Origin of the sequence: Nostoc sp., assembly GCF_036917815.1 — a bacterium.
Taxonomy (GTDB): domain Bacteria; phylum Cyanobacteriota; class Cyanobacteriia; order Cyanobacteriales; family Nostocaceae; genus Nostoc.
Genome location: NZ_JBALEK010000046.1, coordinates 1 through 20,181, shown reverse-complemented (window position 1 = coordinate 20,181; position 20,181 = coordinate 1). Strand labels below are relative to the sequence as shown.

Sequence of the window (20,181 nt, the reverse complement as noted above, 5' to 3'; positions counted from 1 at the left end):
AACGAATCTCCTTTTTTCTTGGACTTCTTTTTAGGGAATCCCCCCAGACCCTTACGCCATCGTTCAAAAGCCTTTTTCAGGTCTCTAAATGCAGATCGCATTTATTCTTAAACTCCAATGGCTGACGAGCCGATTTCCGATAACGCGATTATATATTACAAACCTGGCTTGAGAAAAAGGCGATCGCCACCCAACTAAAAATCAAATGACTGTAGCGACTGTCTTAAAACTCAATCCTTCTCTCTGCGCCTGTGCGCCTCTGTGTGAGATTTTCATCCTATTAATTCTTCCGCATTGCTACACTAAGTTTTTCTAAATTTTCCCGAACAGCCACACTACGAATATGATTAACACCCCAGACTCGTTCATAAATGTCTAAAGCTTGTAGATAAAGGGGTTTTGCTTCGCTGTAACGTTCTGTCTCACGATAAATTTCTGCCAAATTGTTGAGACTTTCGGCAACATTGGGATGATTTTCTCCCAATAGCTGCTTATCAAGTTCTAAAGCTTTTATACATAAGGGTTCCGCTTCATTGTAACGCCCCTGTTCCCTGTACATATAACTAAGAGCGTAGATAGTATCTGCTAAAAGCGGATGCGCCTTTTGTAATAGATGCTGCTTGAGTTCCAATGATTGCAAAAACAAAGACTCGGCTTGATCGTAGCGTCCTTGAGCGCGGTATATTAAACCTAAATTATGCAAATCTGTTGCAACATCGGGATTTTCCTCTCCCAAAAATCGCTTATCTAATTCTATTGCTTGTTGCGACAATGGTTCAGCTTCACTGAAACGTCCTTGATGATAATAAAGTAGCGCTAAATTATTCAGTATCAGAGCGAAAGAAAGATGATTTTCGCCAACCAAACGTTTTTCGATTTCTAATGATTGCAGATACAGAGGTTCCGCTTCATCATAACGTCCTTGTTCATCATATAGTAGTGCCAAATTGTTCAGACTGACGGCAACATCGGCATGGTTTTCTCCCGACAGGCGTTTCCTCAGTTCCAAAGCTTGTTGATACAGAAGTTCCGCTTTCCTATATTGTCCAGTAGATTTGTAGAGTCCCGCCAAATTATTCAGACTAGTAGCAAAAGAAGGATGATTTTCGCCAAGCAGACGTTTCCTCAATTCTAAAGCTTGTTTATATAAAGGTTCGGCTTCGCTGTAGTTTCCTGTTGCACGATATATTCCTGCTAAATTATTGAGGCTAGTAGCTAAATCTATCTGCAAACCTAATTCATTTTGTAATTCACTCGCCTGACGCCAATATTTAATTGCTAATTCCTGTTCTTCTTGATAATTTTGAGATTCACCCCGATCTAATCTGCTGCGGTAAATATCACCTAACCGGGAATACAAGGTAGCTAAGGTAGGATCTTTTGTACCTTGTTCCTGTTCTACTTTCTCGATTAGCCTTTGTAAATCTTGGATCGGTAAGAAAAAGGGGTTATTTTCATTAGTATCTGTGCTGGCTAACTCTGTGTCTCTAAAAACAAAGCGGATATTTTCTAGTTCTTTACCAGGAATAGCATTCGTCTTTTTAGATTCAAACCGGAATACACCGTTGCGCCAACTCCAAAAATCAGGAGCTTTTTTAATCAGGTTGACTAAAACTTGGTTAGTTACCCAAAGCACGATCGCAAAAGGAAATTCGCGCAATCCTTCCCTTGTCCACTGTAAGTAACCAAAAAATTTTTCCTGTTCAGATTGCTCATTTCCCAATCTGAGAAAATAAAGTTGTTCAGCACCCGTCACAGTGATCGCCGCCGGGTTCTGCTGACGGAGATATTCTTCTTGTTGTACCAGTTGGTTAAGAGCAGCTTTGAGGCTCGGTTCCTGACGTGCTAAAGTTACTCGATATGGACGAAACTTCGGTTGGAGTTCGGCTTGATATTGGGTAATAATCTCATCACGAAAGCTAGCATCATCGCAAACCGCAATCAGTAAATTTAATCCCCGCTTTTGAGCTTCAATAGAAACAATTAAATCATCATAGGCGTCTCGATTTTCTCCCTGATCATCTAAGAAGTCTTCATTTAACATCAATGGCTCCGTGTCTTCTCAAGCTTTCGATAATAATTGGATGAACATCATACCAAGTTTCATCAGTGCGATATTCTAGAACATACAACCCATGTAGCAAATCTAAAAACTCTGCTTGTTTGGGGTCATTAGGCATAAATTGTTCATAAACACTCTGCAAAATATCTATATCAACCTTTCCTAAACGGATGGAAAAATCATTGCGGATTTTATTGATTGCTTGAAGAAGAATTTTATCATCAATGATCACTTCGGCTGAGGGATTTCGCCGGATCATCCGCAAACAAATACGGCAACATTCCTTAGAGATCCGAATTAACTCTCGCAATACGCCACCACTATAAATCACAATTTTTTCAGCAGTTTCTGCCGCGATTAATTCACTGGGAATCCGCTTTTGTAAAACTTCACCGAGAATCTTGGTTGCTTCCGGGCGAGGTTGGGCGTTAGGGAAGCGATTTTTACCTTTCTCAAAAATTTTTAAAACAGGCATTGCCACAACCTGATCGTTAGTTTCAGTGGTAATTATTGTGCTGATAAATGTTTCCCGAAGTACGGCGATGGGGATAGTGTAGATAATTTGAAAGTTAGGTTGACAAAGGGCTTTAATGTTATCTCGATAAATTTCGTTCACTCTTCCTAAGTCAAGTTTATCTAAATCATCAATAATTACTAAAACGTTTTGTTTAGTTGCAGCTTGAATTAGAGCAGCAATTTCATTAATTCTGGCAACTAAATCTGATAATTTGCGTTCAAATTCTTGCTTAATTTCGTCCCGAACGCTAGCATCAGCTTTTAATTTAGAACTAATCAACTTGAGGAGGTCAAAACCTATTCCACCTTCTATCTTAAAATTTGATTCTTCAGTGCGAGTGCGGGTAGCGAACCACTGATAAAGAGCTTCTTTAGTAGATTGAGGAATATCAACTTTACGTGCTTCTGCCTCTGTCATTAAATTAACTGCGATCGCAAACAGTATATTAATATGATTAACAGCCGACATTTCAATTTTGTCAGCAATAGAAAAGAGAACTACAAAGTATTTATCTTGAATTTGTCTACTAAACTCAGCTAACAAAGTAGACTTACCACATCCCCGATGTCCTGTAAAGACAATTTTGCCATCTCCATTAGGACTATCTTCCACTAATTGGTTCAGGTCTGCAATCAAATCATCACCATATTCGACTTTAAATCTTTCCATTTCGTTCCGTTCCATCAACGGAAATAGTTCGAGATTGCTGTATGCTTCTTGAAAGGAGTTTAATAAGTCTTCAGACATTGGATAGTGCCGTAAACGTGCTAACTATCCATATAATGGCTCATGATTTTTTAAGTAGAAGTTTAGCTAATTACAATTTTCCTAACTATGTCAATAAATGACTACTAGGTGATACTGTCTTATGTTTTTAAACAGGATACTTTAGTTTGCACAATCCCAACCGAAAAACAAGTAATAGAGGTGAATATAAATAAGAGTGAATGATATATTATACATTCAGAAAATATAAATAAATAGTAGATTATACATTTGAAATAGTGAAAGTTACCTAACAAATAAAGAAAATTAAATTTTCATTTATAAAATAAAATTTTTAGCCTATTTTGCTTCTGTATCCTCTTCCTACCTTTGAGAGGATAGGTTTGTCGATGGATGGAATGTGGAGATTAGCTAGATTTTAGAGTTTTAATTAGTCCAGGTATTTCTACGAGGGGCGTAGCTGGGGCACCAATTACGGATACTTGGAGAAGATTTAGATGCCTATGCCTATGTGCAAAACAAGCCCAACCGGAGTGGTTATGGCAGATTATTGCTGAAGCTGTCGAGAGGGAGCAGCCAGCCCAATCTTTTCAACGTAAAGGGGGTGGGATTTTAGCGGCAAGTATATCAAGTTTGGTAATCAGTTCTGCTGTTCAGTGTCAGAATTAGTTGATACTTCAGGTTGAATCTCTTGCTTGTTAGCGAGTTGCTCATAATGTTCTTTGTCGCGGTATTTAATTGTTCTCATCGGTTGATTCCCAACAATTGCTAAAGGTTCAACATTGGCAGTGACAACGGTACCAGCCGCCACAATCGCACCATCTCCAATGGAAACTCCCGGAATAATTAGAACATTTCCACCAATCCAAACATTGCGACCGATGACAACAGGTTTATGAATGTAGACATTATGTTCATAAGGCAAATCCTTACTTTGATAGTCGTGGTTTGCAGAGAGGATAACCACGTTCAATCCAATTGTGGTATTGTCGCCAATTGTGATTCCACCACGACCATCTAATAAGACATCCGGGCCAATGTATACTTTATTCCCCAGAGATACATTTTGCGGATGGTCAATTTTAATATCTCGCTTAAATCTTAGACCAGAGCCACAAAATTTTAATTGACTCTTCAGTTCTTGATGCTTGTATCGCCTGATTTTGGTTTCTAGATGTTCTCCCCACCGTACCAGACGAGGTACTAACCATTGTTCCAATAGTCGCTCTAATTTATTCGTAATTTTATTTTGGATCTCTTTCATAAAACCTCACGGATACTCAAATCGTTTCCTCCTCGTCTTGTAACTTACAATAGCGTAGCGTTAGCGAGTCCGGGAGCGTCGGGAGAATTGCTGGCTACGCAAGAAGTAATTGATTCCTTCATTCATAAAGGTGAATTAACACCAGATGAACAAGATTATCTCAATGTTTTAGGCACTCTGGTTGACGAAGACGAACCAAAACATCATTCTATACCTGATATTCATGGTGTAGAATTACTTCAAGCAATGATTGTGGAATTTGGTTGACGACAAAAAGACTTAATTCCTATCTTTAAAACCGAGTCTATTATATCTGAAGTCTTGAGTGGACAGCGTAAGCTGACAGTTAACCATATCGTATGCCTTGCAGAGTTTTTTCACATTTCGCCTGCTGCTTTTTTTGAATGATCAGAGGGAAAACTTTACAGTGCATTACCCAGCAATCCGTAAATTAGCTTTTCTTGAAGCTAAGAGGTTCTTTGAAAAGTCCTCTTCTTGGTAGCAAAACGTTCTAGATCCCCCTAAATCCCCCTTTTTAAAGGGGACTTTGATTCCGGTTCCCCCCTTTTTAAGGGGAGCCAGCGCGGTCTTCTCCCTTGGCGCTAGCCTCTCCCTTTGGGAGAAGGGGAGACGCTAAAAGCGATGGGGTCTCCCCAAGTAGAGCGACTGGCGTGGGTTAGGGGGGATCTAGAAGTGCCTAAAATCACAGCTAAATACTTTTCAAACAACCTCTAAGAACCGAGAGAATTGTCAAGTAGTTGAAATCTTGTTAACCTTTATGCTTAAAATTGCACAAGAGGTTTATTTAGCATCTACTCACAGCTAAAGTTGACCCTTTGCAGGACTCCCCTAAGCAATGCTGACTGAAATTTTGCCTTTCCGCTTTGAGTTAGACACGATCGCGATCGCTGGAGCGAGTTTGTGGTCATTGGCGCTATATCTAGGTTTTTCCAGAGTCAATGAATGGGTAATCGAGCAACTCAATCGCTGGTTTAACTTTGCGGAGCGATCGCTTTACACCAGCCAATCAGAATTTGAAAAGACTCGTAAAGCTAGAGAATCCCAAAATGCTTTCTATGCCTCACTGTTTAGCATTGTGCCTTTTTTGGTAGTTGGCGCTTTATTTAACTGGGTTCTGGAAATTAGTTTAGGCGAGAGTTGGGGAATTAGTACAGGTATACTTGCCTGTATGGGTGCCGGAATTTATGAACTGGGGCGAAGAGATGGAGAATCTTCGGATTAAGTGAAGATGAGGGGGATGAGGATGATGTTGATGTTGCTGCCTCATCTCCCTCTACTTCCCAATCTCCTCGCCAACAATCTGTGCTATCTTCTGGGCTGCACCGCTTTCACCGCGAATCTTACGCAGTTTGGTGCGGATATCAGCCAATTTTTCTGGATGCGCCAAAAAGTCTAAAACCATTTCCCCAACTTCTTGCGGTTGAAGTTTACCCATAATTTCTGGCACTATTTCTTTCTGTGCCCAAATATTTGGCCATGCTAATAAACCTTTGCGTCTGACGAATCTCAGGAATAACCAATTAATCACCTTAGCGCATAGCGTACCTACCCCTGGCAGATTTACCAACAACCCAGGTAAACCATCCCAAGAACGCATAGCATCAAGTTGCTGAGTTGGCAGCAAAACAATCATTGGTACTCCTAAAGCACCGAGTTCGGCAGTGTTTGCCCCCACTGTAGTCAAGCAGATGCGGCACTGGGATAATAAGTGATAGGCAGGATTTTCTTGCCACAGTTCCACAGTTAAGCCCGTTGTTGTTTTGAGCAATGCCTTGCCTCTAGCGTCCTGTGGGACAATTAAGGAAGCACCCCCAAAGCCAAAGATTTTAGCAATAGGGTTCTTTTGAAGATCGGCAAAACTAGCTAAAGTTTGTAAATCTAAAGTTGGGGCTACAGGAATGACAAACTTGGTTTGAGGTCTTTTTGCCTGGATGTATTCGGCAATAACTAAACATAATGGCACTCCTTGGGCTAATTTTGCTGCTTTTGATCCAGGGAGTAAACCAATCAATTCAGTTGTGAGTGATGGATTTGTAGGCAGAGGGGAATTTGAATCTAGGCTCTCACCTGCTGCTTCTAACATTAAATCACCTACAACGGTGAATTTGTGAGCATATTTCTGAGGAACAGCCTTAGCAACTTCGGGTTTCATGATTCCAAAGCGATCAATCCATTTATGCCATCTGGCTTCCCATTCGGCGTAAACTACTGTGCGATATCCCAGCTTTTTGCCTATAACTACAGGGAAAATTTGATCGCCACCGAGGAAGACAACTACACCTTGACTTCTCCAGTCCCAATTATCAAATGTTTTGCCCCAAAGCAAAAATTGCCAAAAATGCTCTGCTCCCTGTACTCTATCTACTTCTGGGTAAGAAAGAGCGATCGCAGCTTCTTTCCCACTGGCATTTGAGCAAGGTGATAATACTACAGAAATCCTCACTAGAGAAAGGTCATACCCTAGTTTTTGTCGCAACGCCTTTACTACTGGACGTACCCAGGTTGTTACCTCACCAGGGCCATTTGATAGGATGAGAATATCTACTTGAGTCATTAGTTAATGGTCAGGAGTTAAGGGTTATTAGGCGTAGGCTGACTTATCAGCATATGCGCGATCGCAGTTCGTCTTGAAACGACCAAATATCGTTGTACACATAATAGCCAATTTGTACAGTACGTAAGTCCTAGATTAATATTTAATCATATTTATAATGTCTTATAGTGACTTTTCGCTGTCAAAAGTCAAACGCGACTTTAACTTAACTACAGTTGAAAATGGACGGTTTTTACCCGAAATCCAGTTCATAGAACCTAGTATTTACCTCAAAGAAGCACTAAGCGAAGGTAGGTATAGGTATACCATTTCATCATCCACCATCCGCAACTAGACTCTTCCCTCAAAACTATACCTATCAATGCTTTTGCTCTTGTTTTAAGTAAGTTGTATTTTTGTTGAGAAAGATCCGGGTAATGGATAGGAAGGGGGCTGGGGGGTTAGGTTTCGCGTTAGCTTTTCCACATGACGTGAAAAGTCAGCAACAATTACAGGCTCAAACGAACGATAATCAACCAATATCAGGGTTTTTCAGAGAAAGCGTTAGTTAACCAAACTTCGTGGGTATCTTAATAACAAGCCTCTAGTAAAGGTTTGTAAAAGTAAAAGGTGAGCTATGGAATTACAAGAAAAATTGGTTAATCTTGAAAATGCTTTAAGAATTGCACAAGACCAATTATCTCAATGTACTCAAGAAACCCAAAATTTAAATCAATCAATAGCGGAAGAAAGAGCAAGGCTTCAAGAATATGGTAATGGTCTTGGAGGGATGTTATTTGGGACAAAATATAGGGCATTAAGACATCATGAAGCTACAGTATTGCGAGCGAAACTCGCACAAGATGTTGCTGAGAATAAAGCGAATATTTTAGAGAGGAAACAAAATCTCCAATCTGATATAAAAATTTTAAAAGAACAGATGAAGCAAACTAAATCTTTATTAAAGGAGCAACAAAAATCACGAAATAAAAGTTCAGGTGCAATTAGAAACCAAGCTAAAAGTACTGTAAGACAACTATCTCAACTTACGAAAATGTACCAAGATGGCTTGTTATCTGAAGTTGAGTTTTCTATCGCTAAAAGAAAATTATTAATGGAAGATGATTTTCAGTAAGATAATTTATATCTTTTGAAATTTCTATCTACAAAATTATACAGACACCTTTAGAAGAAGTAGCCCAAGTTATTGAAGCACTCAACGACACCCGAATCCGCATTGTTAATTGAGTACTTCTAGTAATTGGACGATCGCATTTCGCCAAAAATATCCAATTTTACAACCCGCACAAGCGGGTTTTGTTTTATAAATGCGATAAGACATATCGTTAAATAACTATTTAACGATTAAAATAATATTACAAAATATTTACATTAATGTGAGCAAATACTTTTACCTATAGTCAACAATTACAAAGAAATATTTCGTTTTTTATATCGATTTGTGTCAGATAGACGATAAAATGCCCATTGGGTAAGCGTTTTCTGATAAAAAACACATATTGCCTAAAGTTCAGAAGTTAACTGTGGCTGATGATGCCGCTAGGAACTTCCAGTAGAGAACACGCATCAAAGGAGCCGAGGAAGCATGTTCACCCACGTCAAGTCCACCATTAGACACATTGCGCCTGATAACTTACGCGGACGTAATTTAATCAAGGTGGTCTATGTCGTGCTAGAGTCCCAGTACCAGAGTGCTTTGTCGCAAGCAGTTCGCACGATTAACGCGAACAATCCCAACTTGGCGATTGAAATCAGTGGGTACTTGATTGAGGAACTCCGCGACCCAGAAAATTACGAGGAGTTCAAACGAGAAATTGAGAATGCGAATATCTTCATCGCTTCCCTCATTTTCATCGAAGACTTAGCACAGAAAGTAGTAGCAGCAGTAGAGCCACACCGCGATCACCTGGACGTTTCTGTTGTCTTTCCCTCCATGCCAGAGGTAATGCGCCTAAATAAAATGGGTAGCTTTTCCTTGGCACAGTTGGGTCAGTCAAAAAGTGCGATCGCGCAATTCATGCGGAAACGCAAAGAAAAATCCGGTGCGGGATTCCAAGATGGGATGCTGAAGCTTTTGCGTACCCTGCCGCAAGTGCTGAAGTTTTTACCGATGGACAAAGCACAGGATGCCCGAAATTTCATGCTCAGTTTTCAGTATTGGCTAGGTGGTTCTCCAGAAAATCTGGAAAACTTCTTGCTGATGCTAGCTGATAAATACGTATTTAAAGGTTTAGAAAAACAAAGTTTTGCACCTTCTACATACGAACAGCCGGTGGTTTATCCCGATTTAGGGATTTGGCATCCTTTGGCTCCCAGTATGTTTGAGGATGTCAGAGAATACCTCAATTGGTATACAGCTCGTAAGGATATTTCTAGTGATCTCAAAGATCCTCTAGCTCCTTGTGTTGGGTTGGTATTGCAACGCACCCACCTAGTTACAGGCGATGATGCCCATTATGTGGCAATGGTGCAGGAGTTGGAAGCACTAGGCGCACGGGTATTACCTGTGTTTGCTGGTGGTTTGGATTTCTCCAAGCCTGTGGATGCTTACTTCTACGAACCAATTACCAAGATACAGTTAGTAGATGCAGTGATATCGCTGACTGGTTTTGCTTTAGTGGGTGGTCCAGCCAGACAAGATCATCCCAAAGCAATTGAGTCACTCAAACGCTTAAACCGTCCTTACATGGTGGCTTTACCCTTAGTTTTCCAAACCACAGAAGAGTGGATGGATAGCGATTTAGGGTTACATCCAATTCAAGTAGCTTTGCAAATTGCAATTCCTGAATTGGATGGGGCAATTGAGCCGATTGTATTATCGGGTAGAGATGGAACTACAGGCAAAGCGATCGCACTGCGCGATCGGGTGGAAGCTGTCGCCGAACGCGCCTTAAAATGGGCGAACCTCCGCCGCAAGCCGAAACTGGATAAAAAAGTCGCTATCACCGTTTTCAGCTTCCCGCCAGATAAAGGCAACGTGGGAACCGCCGCTTACTTGGATGTATTCGGCTCAATCTACGAGGTGATGAGAGCAATGAAGAATAACGGCTACGACTTGCCGGAATTGCCAGAATCAGCCCAAGCGTTGATGCAAGAAGTCATCCACGATGCACAGGCGCAGTACAACAGCCCAGAACTGAACGTTGCTTACAAAATGTCCGTTCCTGAGTATGAGGCGCTAACCCCTTACTCTCAACGCTTAGAGGAAAACTGGGGCCCACCCCCCGGACATCTCAACAGCGATGGCCAAAATCTGCTAATTTATGGTAAGCAATTCGGTAACGTCTTCATCGGTGTGCAACCCACCTTTGGTTACGAAGGCGACCCGATGCGGCTGTTGTTCTCCCGTTCAGCTAGTCCTCACCACGGTTTTGCTGCTTACTACACTTACCTAGAGCAAGTTTGGCAAGCTGATGCTGTACTGCACTTTGGTACACACGGTTCCTTGGAATTCATGCCAGGTAAACAGATGGGAATGTCTGGTGACTGTTATCCAGATAACTTGATTGGCTCAATTCCCAACCTGTATTACTACGCAGCCAATAATCCGAGTGAAGCGACAATTGCCAAACGCCGGAGTTATGCCGAAACAATTTCTTACTTGACACCGCCGGCAGAAAATGCTGGTTTATATAAAGGTTTGAAGGAACTCAGCGAGTTAATTGCTTCTTACCAAACCTTGAAAGATAGTGGACGCGGTGTTTCCATTGTCAACAGCATCATGGATAAATGCCGGATTGTGAATCTGGATAAGGATATTAACCTGCCAGAAACCGATGCCAGAGACATGAGTACCGATGAGCGGGATAATATTGTTGGCAACGTCTACCGCAAGTTGATGGAAATCGAGTCGCGGTTGTTGCCTTGTGGGTTGCACGTCATTGGTAAACCTCCAAGTGCAGAAGAAGCGATCGCAACTCTCGTCAACATTGCTAGTCTAGATCGTCAGGAAGAAGGACTTCAAGGCTTACCGGGAATTATCGCTAACAGCATTGGGCGTAACATTGACGATATTTACCAAAATAATGACAGAGGCATTTTAGAAGATGTCCAGTTATTGCAAGATATCACTTTGGCAACCCGTGCAGCAGTTACCGCCCTTGTCCAAGAGCAAATCGACGCGGAAGGACGAGTTTCTCTAGTTTCTCGGTTGAATTTCTTCAACATGGGCAAAAAAGAACCTTGGGTGGAAGCATTGCATAAAGCAGGTTATCCCAAAGTTGACACCGCCGCCCTAAAACCCCTACTTGAGTATTTGGAATTCTGTCTGCAACAAGTTTGTGCCGACAACGAACTAGGAGCATTACTCAGAGGCTTGGAAGGTGAGTACATCCTACCTGGACCTGGTGGCGATCCCATCCGCAACCCGGATGTATTACCCACGGGTAAGAATATCCATGCACTCGATCCGCAATCCATACCCACAACAGCAGCAGTACAATCAGCAAAAATTGTCGTAGACAGGCTTTTGATCCGTAACAAGGCTGAAAATGATGGAAAATGGCCAGAAACCATTGCCTGCGTCCTCTGGGGAACCGATAACATCAAAACTTACGGTGAATCCCTAGCACAAATTATGTGGATGGTAGGCGTGCGTCCAGTTCCCGATGCCTTGGGACGGGTGAACAAGTTGGAATTGATATCTTTAGAAGAGTTGGGACGCCCCAGAATTGATGTAGTAATCAACTGTTCCGGTGTATTCCGCGACTTGTTCATCAACCAAATGAACCTGCTAGACCAAGGGGTGAAGATGGCAGCTGAGGCAGATGAACCCTTAGATATGAACTTTGTTCGCAAACACGCTTTGCAGCAAGCCCAAGATATGGGGATTAATCTGCGTCAAGCAGCGACGCGCGTTTTCTCCAACGCTTCTGGTTCCTACTCGTCAAATATCAACTTGGCGGTAGAAAACAGCACTTGGGATAGTGAAGCCGAGTTGCAAGAAATGTATCTCAACCGGAAATCCTTCTCCTTCAATTCCGATAACCCCGGAATCATGGACGAATCCCGGCAGATTTTTGAAAGTACATTGAAAACTGCTGATGCAACTTTCCAAAATCTCGATTCTTCCGAGATTAGTTTGACGGACGTTTCCCACTACTTCGATTCAGATCCCACTAAGCTTGTAGCAAGTCTGCGGGGTGATGGTAAAAAACCAGCATCTTATATTGCAGATACAACTACAGCTAATGCCCAAGTGCGGACATTATCAGAAACCGTGCGCTTAGATGCGCGTACCAAATTATTAAATCCCAAATGGTACGAGGGGATGTTATCTCACGGTTACGAAGGTGTGCGCGAACTATCCAAGCGGTTGGTGAATACAACGGGTTGGAGTGCAACAGCCGGCGCTGTGGATAACTGGATTTATGAGGATACTAACGAAACCTTCATCAAAGATGAAGAAATGCAGAAACGGTTGCTGAACCTTAATCCTCATTCTTTCCGCAAGATTGTATCAACTTTGTTGGAAGTGAATGGACGCGGTTATTGGGAGACTAGCGAGGATAATTTAGATCGTCTGCGCGAGTTGTACCAAGAGGTTGAAGACCGGATTGAAGGGATAGACTAGGATTACATGGGCAGGCTTTATGCCTGCCTTAACTTTTCAATCCGAGATATGACTATGAATGCTTTAACGGTCAACCTTCAATCAGTATTGGAACTGACAGATGAGCAGTTTTTTAATCTATGTCAGGCAAACCGTGACTTGAAGTTTGAACGCACTGCAACCGGAGAATTAATTATCATGCCACCAACCGGGGGAGAAACCGGAAATCGTAATGGTAGACTAAATCAACAATTATTTAATTGGTCAGATACCGATTTTACTGGCATCGCTTTTGATTCTTCTACTTGTTTTAAATTACCTAATGGTGCAGATCGTTCACCTGATGCTTCTTGGATAAAATTAGAACGATGGGATGCTTTAACTGAAGAAGAAAAACAAAAGTTTCCTCCCATTTCTCCTGATTTTGTCATTGAGTTACTTTCGCCAAGTGATAGTTTGAAAGTTGCTCAGGAAAAGATGAGGGAATACATAGATAATGGTGTGCGCTTGGGTTGGTTAATTAATCGTAAATTGCGGCAAGTGGAGATTTATCGACAAGGGAAAGAGGTTGACGTGTTGGAATCGCCTGTTACCTTGTCAGGAGAAGATGTTTTACAGGGGTTTATTTTAAACCTTAAGGTGATTTGGTAACTGAATAACAAAACACACGAATGATTTAGGATTGCTATAGTAATAAAAAACAAAAGGAAATGTCTACAAATCTAGTAACACCTGCTGGGCTAGAATATGGTCCCACAGTCAATGGCAAAATGTATTTATCGATGTTTAAACATAGAGGTATTGGTTCTCGAAAACACAAAAATATGTGGTGCATATTACCTGATACTGAGTACGATATTTTTTGCAATTCTGACAAAGGTAATCTGCGTGATGCAAGCCAAAATTATTGGGGAGTGCTACAAAATGGGCAAGTAACACTTGGTGAAAAAGGAGAACGAATATCAAAAATCGCTTTATTTTTGAGGTTTTCTGCAAGGCGATACCTACGGTGAGCTACGCTAACGCACTCACTCTTGGAGAACAAGCGATCGCTTTCTATAATATCATCATAAAATAAGTGTAACCTCTAGGCTTCATTACCTATCCTGCTTATGAACGCCCTAACCGTCAACCTTAAACCTGTGCTGGAATTGACAGATGAGCAGTTTTTCCAGCTATGTCAAGCAAACCGCGATTTGAGATTTGAACGCACTGCAACCGGAGAACTAATTATCATGCCACCAACCGGGGGAGAAACCGGAAATCGTAACGCTGGGCTAACTGCTCAACTTTGGATTTGGAATGAGCAAAATAAACTGGGTATTGTCTTTGATTCCTCTACAGGTTTTAAACTTCCCAATGGTGCAGACCGTTCACCTGATGCTTCTTGGCTGAGACTGGAACGCTGGAATGCACTGACTCAAGAACAACAAACAAAATTTATACCACTTTGTCCTGATTTTGTAATTGAGTTACTTTCGCCAAGTGATAGTTTGAAAGTTGCTCAGGAAAAGATGAGGGAATATATAGATAATGGTGTGCGTTTGGGTTGGTTAATTAATCGTAAATCTCGACAAGTGGAGATTTATAGACCCGGAAAAGAAGTTGAGGTGTTGGAATCGCCTGTTACCTTGTCAGGGGAAGATGTGTTAAATGGCTTTGTGTTAAATCTTGAACTAGTGTGGTAACAGAATGAAGGCATCCATTGTCAAATAATTTATGTAGGTTAGGAAGGTCAAAATTGAAATGATTCAAACATTTCAAAATAAAGCATTAGAAAATTTATTTAGAGAGAATTTTAATAAAGGAGTTCCTGCAAACTTAGAAAAGAAAATTAGAATCAGACTTGAAGTTATAGACTCAGCGTTAATTGTAGAAGATATTAGATTACCGGGTTATGATTTACATGAATTAAAAGGAGATAGGAAAGGAACTTGGTCAATTAAGGTATCAGCAAACTGGCGTATAACTTTTAAATTTGAAGACTGTGATGCTTATGATGTTAATCTTGAAGATTATCATTAGCTCCTGTGTTAATATGATATTAATTGGCTAGATAATGCTAAATAAGGTTAACCCAATTATTAAGTAAGAAGTATTAATTATGGATAATTGGCAAGATATTACTACTAATAGATTAGTAAGACCAATACATCCTGGTGAAGTAATTGCAGATATTTTAGATGATTTAGATATTAATATCGCAAATTTTGCAGAAATTTTAGGAGTATCTAATCAAACAATTCAGGAAATTATTAATGGTCAAAGAGCAATTACAGTAGATATAGCAATACGTCTTGGTAAAGCTTTAGGTAATGGTCCAAGACTTTGGCTTAATCTTCAGCAAAAAGTTGATCTTTGGGATGCTTTGCAAAGCCATAAAGAAGAATATGAGCAAGTCATGACATTGGTTTAGAATAAATTGTTTTGTATAATTATCATTTTTCCCCTAATCTTATTGATATTCCTCTAGATATGGATCATCATCCTTGTAACTTACCTCAAAATTATCGGATTTAAGTTCTATAGTTGGCACAGTATTGTTAGGGTCTAGAATAGCCTCATGAAGAGAATTAAATTGTAAATTATATGATTTATCTCTTGATAGTTGAATTATTACTTCAACAGGTAATATATTTTGCTGCTGTACTTTTCCTTCAATATGTCTCAAATCACCATAATACGTCTCATCTTCTCCAACCCAAATAGCATTTTCAGTACTATTGAAGCTAACATCTGCCGCATAACTAAGCTTAACTATTAATTCAAATGTAACTACTGGATTTTCAGCATCTTCATCATCAATATCTACAATATATTTTTCAATGACTTCTATTGCATCTAATTCTACAAAATCTACTTTTTCACTATTAGGCTCAAATAATCCGTTATCAAAATAGCTATTAAATGAAAACTCTTTTGTAATAAATTTATTTGATATTATTGTTTCAATTTGTGGCAAGTTATCTTCAAGTATTTCATTACATAAATTAATTTCTTCTGATTCTTTTTCTATTGTTATTATTTCTTCTAATAATTCATCAATATTTTCTTGATATATCAAATTTTCGTTAAGATAAACAGCGTCTTCCCAATCTTTATCTCCGCTAACAACGTAAATTCTTCTATCTTCAGATTTAGCTTTTATTTCTATTGCTGCTATAGCAAATGCCCACGACAGGAGATATATAACGACAAGCCCCTACGCGTCTACGCTTTATTTTTGAGGTTTTCTGTAAAGCGATCGCACTTTTAGGCATACAAGCGTAAAATCAAAACATGACTGTTCAAAAAACAGATATGCTAAAAACGCTTTGGGCTACAGTTAGGGAAGGAAAAATCGAATTGCTGGAGTCAGAGGAATTACCGGAAGGGACAAGAGTGCTAGTGACGCTGCTTCCTGATGATGAAACTGAATTTTGGCTTCAAACCAGTCAAACATCACTTTCATCAGTTTGGGATAACACTGAGGATGATGTCTATGCCCAACTACTCTAAAAATAACATCATTTTGGTTCAGTATCCGTTTTCAGATTTGTCCAGTTCAAAAGTTAGACCTGCTGTTGTTGTAAGTGCGCCACATGTTTCTCAAGACATCCTAATTACACCCTTGACGAGCAAAACTGGAGCATTGCTAGAAGGTGAGTTTGTCTTGTCTGAATGGTCAGCAGCAGGGCTAAACGTGCCTACAGCAGTCAAGAGAGGTTTATACACAGTGCATAAAAGCTTAGTTGTAAAAGTGATTGGCAAGTTAGCTGATGCTGATGCTGAACTGTTAGAACAATCTTTGCGGTATTGGTTGGGGTTGTCATAGTATTGGCAACTTTGCAAAATTGAGAATTTAATGTTTAAATAATGCGATCGCTCACTCTTCCATACAAGCGATCGCTTTATTTTTGGGTTATGTAAGGCGATCGCACTCACTCTTCCAGAACAGGCGATCGCTCACAGGCTTGTTATGAAGTTTTTAGACGGTCGAATTGTCAATTGCAGCGTTCAATTTGATGGACAAAATCTTCTCCGTTATATTTAAGGTGTACCAATTGCTTCCTCACTCCAAATTAATCAGCATGGATATCACAGCTACTTTGAACGAAATCGCAGCTCTCAGTGTTGAAGATAGAATCCATCTTGTGCAGGCAATTTGGGATACCATCGCAGTGGAGCAAGTTTACCCTGATTTAACCGATGCACAAAAGCAAGAGCTTGATCGTCGAACTGCTGACTATGATTTAAATCCAGATAATGTGCTGACTTGGGAGGAAATCAAAGCATCAATTAAGGGGCAACAATGAATTATGTCCTGGTGTTTCGCCCAGAGGTTCGAGAAGAACTCAATGATGCACACAGTTGGTACGAGAGTCAGAAACCCGTTCTGGGTGACTAGTTTTTAGACTGTGTAGACGAAACGGTGAATCGAATTTCTCAGATGCCAGAATCATATGTAATTGTCTACGGTGATATTCGACGAGCAGTAGTGCGACGATTTCCCTATGCTGTGTACTATCGGATTGTGTCGAGTCGAGTAATAGTGACGGCAATTTTTCATGGTCGTAGAGATCCAAAATCGTGGCAGACGCGAACCTAATACTACAATTAAGGGCGATGTCTAACGACAAGCTTCTAAGCTTTGTTTTTGAGGTTTTTTGCAAGGCGATCGCTCATTCTTGGACAACAGGCGATCGCTTTATTTTTGAGGTTTTCTGTAAGGCGATACCTACGGTGAGCTACGCTAACGCTCACTCTTGGAGAACAAGCGATCGCTTTGTTTTTGAGGTTTTCTGTAAGGCGACGCCGAATAGCCCGTCGTAGACATCGCTCTTTACAATGTCCCTCACCAACGGCTTCCGTCCTCTACATTGATGCGTTAGTTAGCTGGCAAATGCAATAAATCTACTCTGACGCTACCGATTTAGGGCTGATCTCAAACTGTAAATGGGAACGGTATAAACAAACATCAAACTCCATAAAGAAGTTAACTTGCCCCAAAATTAGCGGTACGTTTGTAGCCTGTGTCCATGCAAATACAAGTTGTATAGGTTCAAATTGCCCAACTACTGCCTGAAGAACCACGACACGCGCCTCATATTGAGCTAAATTACCTGTCAAACTCAATGCAGTTGTCTGCTGCTCCCACACATAACCAAGCTCAACTCCTACTGGATAGGGAAGCACATTCACGCTTGCTCCAGTATCCAACAGACCGGATGTGATCACAGAACTTTGTTGGTAGATCAAAGTAAGGGGTAGATAGGGGCGGAAACTGGCTTCGCCCAATGCAATATCAATCGGGATAAAGGAATACCGTTGTGCGTTACGCATGGTCTTGAGCTTTAGCAGCTTGTAGCACTTTTAACATAGTATCTGCTGCTTCAACTGCATCATAAGGCGACCACACAGGATAGGACTGATCGGGCTTAATCAGATCGGTTTCCTGTTGGGCTAATTCTGAAATTAAAACCTGCATAATGTAAAACTTATCTGCTCGACTAAGTTCTCGCAAAGTGGAGATTAATTCTGCTGAAACCATGCAAAGCACTCTAGTAAATCAAGTCTGCTTCTTGATCATATAGGAATCCGATTTGATTTCTGAAAAAATCTAAGTATGTATAGGGTGTGTTATCGACGAGAGTACGGCACCAAAGCATAAAGGATGGTGCGTTAGCCAGAGGCATAACGTACCCGACTGGAACAACACAGCTAAAATAGTGTAAGCTAATGTGCGATTTATTTGTAGAAAAAGCCTTATTAGCAGAACAAGAAGGACGGAAAATAGTTGTAGAAACCAAGAGTTTTATCAGTCCTTCTCCCATGAGAGATTTTGAAAATGCTCTAGGTCAATATATTCTATACCGCGACATTTTACAACTAGCCAGTAAAAATTATAAAATTTATCTAGCAATCAGAGATACAGTATTTGATACTTTCTTTCAAAGAAAATCTATTCAAGCAGTGGTGAAACTTCAGCAAATTGAATTTATTGTTTTTAACAATGAAAGGGAGAAAATTACTTTATGGATAAATTAACACAATATCGGGAGTTAATTAAACAGGTGCTAACTGAATATGATAATTTATCTCGTCAATCACCTGATACAATTGCTGAAAATTGTTTAGTGTTTGATAAATTGGGGGAGACCGGAATCAAAGTCCCCCAATTTATCGGGGAGCCACTGCGTTGGGCGGGTTCCCCGACTTGTTCGCGCAGCGTCTCCCCTTGGGAGAAGCATGTGGCGTGGATTTAGGTGGATCTAAAACTTTTTGCTACGGGCGAGAGGACTTTTAAAACATCCTCTTAGATGGCTACAAGACCGGTCGCAAAGTCACAGACGACTTTAAGTAGATCATGGAGATTGTATTTGATGATTACTTGCCGCAATGAAATTATACAACCGTCCCGCAGATCCAAATAATTATGGATCTTATTTAATCCTCATTCCTAAACTGCAATCCTCATACTCAAATCCAACCACTTCGATTGAGTAATCGGCGCACTGCTAGAAATATAGTCAACACCCGTTTCCGCCACACCGCGAATCGTTTCCAAAGTTACATTCCCCGAAGCTTCAATTTTCACCCGGCTATTCTGCTGGCGAATCAACTGCACCGCCTGACACATCATATCCAAAGTCATATTGTCTAACATAATAATGTCAGCCTTGTGCTGCAAAACTTCTTTAACCTGCTCTAAACTTTCCGTCTCCACCTCTATAGTCAAGGGATAAGGAATCTGAGAACGAATACGGGTAACAGCTTCTCCAATTCCCCCAGCCGCCACAATGTGATTATCCTTAATCATCACCGCATCATCCAACCCCATACGGTGATTAATCGCCCCACCCAAAGCAGTCGCGTACTTTTCTAACAGTCTCAGCCCTGGTGTAGTTTTACGCGTATCCACCAACTGAGCAGGTAAATCAGCAATTTTCTCTACATATATATTAGTCAGCGTAGCAATCCCACTCAACCGCATAGCCAAATTCAGCGCCACCCGTTCCCCCATCAGCAGCGCATCCAGCGAACCATGAATTTCAGCTACTACCTGTCCCGGCTCACACCATGCACCTTCAGCCGCCACCGCCACAAAGCTGACTTTCTCATTCAAAATCTTAAACACCCTAGCTGCAACTGGTAAGCCAGTAATTATCCCTGAAGCCCTAGCGATCCATTTAGCAGAGCCTAGTGTTACATCTTCTACTAGTAGCGTATTTGTAGTGCGATCGCCCCTGCCAATATCCTCCATCAACCAGCCACGCAACAGTGGATCTAAAACCAACCAGGGCGGCAAAACAGCAGAATTGATCACAACCTTAATTGCTTCCTTAGTGACATCCAGCAATACTATAGCCTAAAACCCTTACTCTCTAAGGCTTTGATAGTGACGAAGAAACATTCCCAAAATAAATTGGAAAAAGTAGTTGACACAAAGAGGTGTGTTCGCTATATTGAATAAGTGCCTGAAGCGAAGCGAAGAAAGCGACGCTGA

General features: G+C 40.8%; 24 protein-coding genes and 1 pseudogene. 17 read left to right on the top strand and 8 right to left on the bottom strand.

The features are described 5' to 3' along the window. Nucleotides 1-280: 280 nt before the first annotated feature. The 3 genes from V7K97_RS13315 to V7K97_RS13305 form a co-directional block, all read right to left on the bottom strand. Nucleotides 281-2,044, bottom strand: a complete 1,764-nt coding sequence (locus V7K97_RS13315) for a tetratricopeptide repeat protein (protein WP_334801517.1) — start codon at nt 2,042-2,044, stop codon at nt 281-283. Next, entirely contained in the window at nt 2,034-3,326 is a 1,293-nt protein-coding gene (locus V7K97_RS13310; RefSeq protein WP_334801516.1) for an ATP-binding protein, read from the bottom strand. The genes V7K97_RS13315 and V7K97_RS13310 overlap by 11 nt, the downstream gene beginning before the upstream one ends. A gap of 619 nt (nt 3,327-3,945) precedes the next feature. Further along, nucleotides 3,946-4,569, bottom strand: coding sequence for an acyltransferase (locus tag V7K97_RS13305; protein WP_334801515.1), 624 nt, complete (start codon nt 4,567-4,569; stop codon nt 3,946-3,948). A gap of 87 nt (nt 4,570-4,656) precedes the next feature. Here V7K97_RS13305 and V7K97_RS13300 point away from each other — a divergent pair, with 87 nt between their 5' ends. Together V7K97_RS13300 and V7K97_RS13295 are read left to right on the top strand one after the other, a co-directional pair. After that, complete coding sequence (locus V7K97_RS13300) at nt 4,657-4,836, top strand: hypothetical protein (protein ID WP_334801514.1); 180 nt, start codon at nt 4,657-4,659, stop codon at nt 4,834-4,836. A gap of 589 nt (nt 4,837-5,425) precedes the next feature. After that, entirely contained in the window at nt 5,426-5,812 is a 387-nt protein-coding gene (locus V7K97_RS13295) for a hypothetical protein (RefSeq protein ID WP_334801513.1), read from the top strand. Between the two features lie 51 nt (nt 5,813-5,863). On the opposite strand, the gene V7K97_RS13290 is transcribed toward V7K97_RS13295, so the two are convergent. Then, the gene (locus V7K97_RS13290) at nt 5,864-7,144 is read right to left on the bottom strand and encodes a lipid-A-disaccharide synthase (RefSeq protein WP_334801512.1); all 1,281 of its coding nucleotides are present in this window, start codon (nt 7,142-7,144) and stop codon (nt 5,864-5,866) included. Between the two features lie 157 nt (nt 7,145-7,301). On the opposite strand from V7K97_RS13290, the gene V7K97_RS13285 reads away from it, so the two are divergent. From V7K97_RS13285 to V7K97_RS13250, 8 genes are all read left to right on the top strand, one after another. Next, nucleotides 7,302-7,478 (top strand): hypothetical protein, encoded by a 177-nt coding sequence (locus V7K97_RS13285; RefSeq protein ID WP_334801511.1) that lies wholly within the window; start codon nt 7,302-7,304, stop codon nt 7,476-7,478. A gap of 282 nt (nt 7,479-7,760) precedes the next feature. Continuing rightward, on the top strand, nt 7,761-8,258 hold the full coding sequence (locus V7K97_RS13280; protein WP_334801510.1) for a hypothetical protein: 498 nt from the start codon (nt 7,761-7,763) through the stop codon (nt 8,256-8,258). Nucleotides 8,259-8,729: 471 nt separating this feature from the next. Further along, complete coding sequence (locus tag V7K97_RS13275) at nt 8,730-12,716, top strand: magnesium chelatase subunit H (RefSeq protein WP_334801509.1); 3,987 nt, start codon at nt 8,730-8,732, stop codon at nt 12,714-12,716. A gap of 54 nt (nt 12,717-12,770) precedes the next feature. Next, nucleotides 12,771-13,346 (top strand): Uma2 family endonuclease, encoded by a 576-nt coding sequence (locus V7K97_RS13270; protein ID WP_334801508.1) that lies wholly within the window; start codon nt 12,771-12,773, stop codon nt 13,344-13,346. A gap of 59 nt (nt 13,347-13,405) precedes the next feature. Continuing rightward, nucleotides 13,406-13,708: a hypothetical protein gene (locus V7K97_RS13265; RefSeq protein ID WP_334801507.1), complete on the top strand. Its 303-nt coding sequence runs from the start codon at nt 13,406-13,408 to the stop codon at nt 13,706-13,708. 99 nt (nt 13,709-13,807) lie between these two features. Next, on the top strand, nt 13,808-14,383 hold the full coding sequence (locus tag V7K97_RS13260; RefSeq protein ID WP_334801506.1) for a Uma2 family endonuclease: 576 nt from the start codon (nt 13,808-13,810) through the stop codon (nt 14,381-14,383). 58 nt (nt 14,384-14,441) lie between these two features. Continuing rightward, nucleotides 14,442-14,720, top strand: coding sequence for a type II toxin-antitoxin system RelE/ParE family toxin (locus tag V7K97_RS13255; RefSeq protein ID WP_334801505.1), 279 nt, complete (start codon nt 14,442-14,444; stop codon nt 14,718-14,720). A gap of 79 nt (nt 14,721-14,799) precedes the next feature. Next, complete coding sequence (locus V7K97_RS13250) at nt 14,800-15,111, top strand: HigA family addiction module antitoxin (protein ID WP_334801503.1); 312 nt, start codon at nt 14,800-14,802, stop codon at nt 15,109-15,111. Between the two features lie 39 nt (nt 15,112-15,150). On the opposite strand, the gene V7K97_RS13245 is transcribed toward V7K97_RS13250, so the two are convergent. Continuing rightward, the gene (locus tag V7K97_RS13245; protein ID WP_334801501.1) at nt 15,151-15,759 is read right to left on the bottom strand and encodes a hypothetical protein; all 609 of its coding nucleotides are present in this window, start codon (nt 15,757-15,759) and stop codon (nt 15,151-15,153) included. A 215-nt stretch (nt 15,760-15,974) separates the two neighbouring features. Here V7K97_RS13245 and V7K97_RS13240 point away from each other — a divergent pair, with 215 nt between their 5' ends. From V7K97_RS13240 to V7K97_RS13220, 5 genes and pseudogenes are all read left to right on the top strand, one after another. Then, nucleotides 15,975-16,193, top strand: a complete 219-nt coding sequence (locus V7K97_RS13240) for a hypothetical protein (protein WP_334801499.1) — start codon at nt 15,975-15,977, stop codon at nt 16,191-16,193. Continuing rightward, on the top strand, nt 16,177-16,509 hold the full coding sequence (locus V7K97_RS13235; protein WP_334801497.1) for a type II toxin-antitoxin system PemK/MazF family toxin: 333 nt from the start codon (nt 16,177-16,179) through the stop codon (nt 16,507-16,509). The genes V7K97_RS13240 and V7K97_RS13235 overlap by 17 nt, the downstream gene beginning before the upstream one ends. A gap of 256 nt (nt 16,510-16,765) precedes the next feature. Further along, a complete protein-coding gene (locus tag V7K97_RS13230) occupies nt 16,766-16,990 on the top strand; it encodes an addiction module protein (protein ID WP_334801495.1) in 225 nt (74 codons plus the stop codon). 104 nt (nt 16,991-17,094) lie between these two features. Beyond that, a pseudogene (locus V7K97_RS13225) lies at nt 17,095-17,283 on the top strand (type II toxin-antitoxin system RelE/ParE family toxin); the annotation flags it as partial. Nucleotides 17,284-17,300: 17 nt separating this feature from the next. After that, a complete protein-coding gene (locus tag V7K97_RS13220) occupies nt 17,301-17,507 on the top strand; it encodes a hypothetical protein (RefSeq protein WP_334801493.1) in 207 nt (68 codons plus the stop codon). A gap of 81 nt (nt 17,508-17,588) precedes the next feature. Here the strand turns inward: V7K97_RS13220 and V7K97_RS13215 are convergent, their stop codons facing one another. After that, a complete protein-coding gene (locus V7K97_RS13215) occupies nt 17,589-18,017 on the bottom strand; it encodes a hypothetical protein (protein WP_334801491.1) in 429 nt (142 codons plus the stop codon). Beyond that, nucleotides 18,010-18,225 (bottom strand): hypothetical protein, encoded by a 216-nt coding sequence (locus tag V7K97_RS13210; RefSeq protein ID WP_334801489.1) that lies wholly within the window; start codon nt 18,223-18,225, stop codon nt 18,010-18,012. Before V7K97_RS13210 ends, V7K97_RS13215 begins: the two co-directional genes overlap by 8 nt. A 188-nt stretch (nt 18,226-18,413) precedes the next feature. On the opposite strand from V7K97_RS13210, the gene V7K97_RS13205 reads away from it, so the two are divergent. Together V7K97_RS13205 and V7K97_RS13200 are read left to right on the top strand one after the other, a co-directional pair. Then, a complete protein-coding gene (locus V7K97_RS13205; protein WP_334801488.1) occupies nt 18,414-18,722 on the top strand; it encodes an element excision factor XisH family protein in 309 nt (102 codons plus the stop codon). Next, nucleotides 18,710-18,940, top strand: coding sequence for an element excision factor XisI family protein (locus tag V7K97_RS13200; protein ID WP_334801487.1), 231 nt, complete (start codon nt 18,710-18,712; stop codon nt 18,938-18,940). The genes V7K97_RS13205 and V7K97_RS13200 overlap by 13 nt, the downstream gene beginning before the upstream one ends. A gap of 194 nt (nt 18,941-19,134) precedes the next feature. Here V7K97_RS13200 and nadC read toward each other — a convergent pair whose 3' ends face one another. Continuing rightward, on the bottom strand, nt 19,135-20,001 hold the full coding sequence (gene nadC / locus V7K97_RS13195) for a carboxylating nicotinate-nucleotide diphosphorylase (protein WP_334801486.1): 867 nt from the start codon (nt 19,999-20,001) through the stop codon (nt 19,135-19,137). Nucleotides 20,002-20,181 lie beyond the last annotated feature (180 nt).

What these genes read in the sequence shown, in the direction of transcription:
- V7K97_RS13315 (WP_334801517.1), bottom strand. Translation starts at nt 2,044, where the DNA reads ATGTTAAATGAAGACTTCTTAGATGATCAGGGAGAAAATCGAGACGCC.
- V7K97_RS13310 (WP_334801516.1), bottom strand. Translation starts at nt 3,326, where the DNA reads ATGTCTGAAGACTTATTAAACTCCTTTCAAGAAGCATACAGCAATCTC.
- V7K97_RS13305 (WP_334801515.1), bottom strand. Translation starts at nt 4,569, where the DNA reads ATGAAAGAGATCCAAAATAAAATTACGAATAAATTAGAGCGACTATTG.
- V7K97_RS13295 (WP_334801513.1), top strand. Translation starts at nt 5,426, where the DNA reads ATGCTGACTGAAATTTTGCCTTTCCGCTTTGAGTTAGACACGATCGCG.
- V7K97_RS13290 (WP_334801512.1), bottom strand. Translation starts at nt 7,144, where the DNA reads ATGACTCAAGTAGATATTCTCATCCTATCAAATGGCCCTGGTGAGGTA.
- V7K97_RS13285 (WP_334801511.1), top strand. Translation starts at nt 7,302, where the DNA reads ATGTCTTATAGTGACTTTTCGCTGTCAAAAGTCAAACGCGACTTTAAC.
- V7K97_RS13280 (WP_334801510.1), top strand. Translation starts at nt 7,761, where the DNA reads ATGGAATTACAAGAAAAATTGGTTAATCTTGAAAATGCTTTAAGAATT.
- V7K97_RS13275 (WP_334801509.1), top strand. Translation starts at nt 8,730, where the DNA reads ATGTTCACCCACGTCAAGTCCACCATTAGACACATTGCGCCTGATAAC.
- V7K97_RS13270 (WP_334801508.1), top strand. Translation starts at nt 12,771, where the DNA reads ATGAATGCTTTAACGGTCAACCTTCAATCAGTATTGGAACTGACAGAT.
- V7K97_RS13265 (WP_334801507.1), top strand. Translation starts at nt 13,406, where the DNA reads ATGTCTACAAATCTAGTAACACCTGCTGGGCTAGAATATGGTCCCACA.
- V7K97_RS13260 (WP_334801506.1), top strand. Translation starts at nt 13,808, where the DNA reads ATGAACGCCCTAACCGTCAACCTTAAACCTGTGCTGGAATTGACAGAT.
- V7K97_RS13255 (WP_334801505.1), top strand. Translation starts at nt 14,442, where the DNA reads ATGATTCAAACATTTCAAAATAAAGCATTAGAAAATTTATTTAGAGAG.
- V7K97_RS13250 (WP_334801503.1), top strand. Translation starts at nt 14,800, where the DNA reads ATGGATAATTGGCAAGATATTACTACTAATAGATTAGTAAGACCAATA.
- V7K97_RS13240 (WP_334801499.1), top strand. Translation starts at nt 15,975, where the DNA reads ATGACTGTTCAAAAAACAGATATGCTAAAAACGCTTTGGGCTACAGTT.
- V7K97_RS13235 (WP_334801497.1), top strand. Translation starts at nt 16,177, where the DNA reads ATGCCCAACTACTCTAAAAATAACATCATTTTGGTTCAGTATCCGTTT.
- V7K97_RS13230 (WP_334801495.1), top strand. Translation starts at nt 16,766, where the DNA reads ATGGATATCACAGCTACTTTGAACGAAATCGCAGCTCTCAGTGTTGAA.
- V7K97_RS13220 (WP_334801493.1), top strand. Translation starts at nt 17,301, where the DNA reads ATGTCTAACGACAAGCTTCTAAGCTTTGTTTTTGAGGTTTTTTGCAAG.
- V7K97_RS13215 (WP_334801491.1), bottom strand. Translation starts at nt 18,017, where the DNA reads ATGCGTAACGCACAACGGTATTCCTTTATCCCGATTGATATTGCATTG.
- V7K97_RS13210 (WP_334801489.1), bottom strand. Translation starts at nt 18,225, where the DNA reads ATGGTTTCAGCAGAATTAATCTCCACTTTGCGAGAACTTAGTCGAGCA.
- V7K97_RS13205 (WP_334801488.1), top strand. Translation starts at nt 18,414, where the DNA reads ATGTGCGATTTATTTGTAGAAAAAGCCTTATTAGCAGAACAAGAAGGA.
- V7K97_RS13200 (WP_334801487.1), top strand. Translation starts at nt 18,710, where the DNA reads ATGGATAAATTAACACAATATCGGGAGTTAATTAAACAGGTGCTAACT.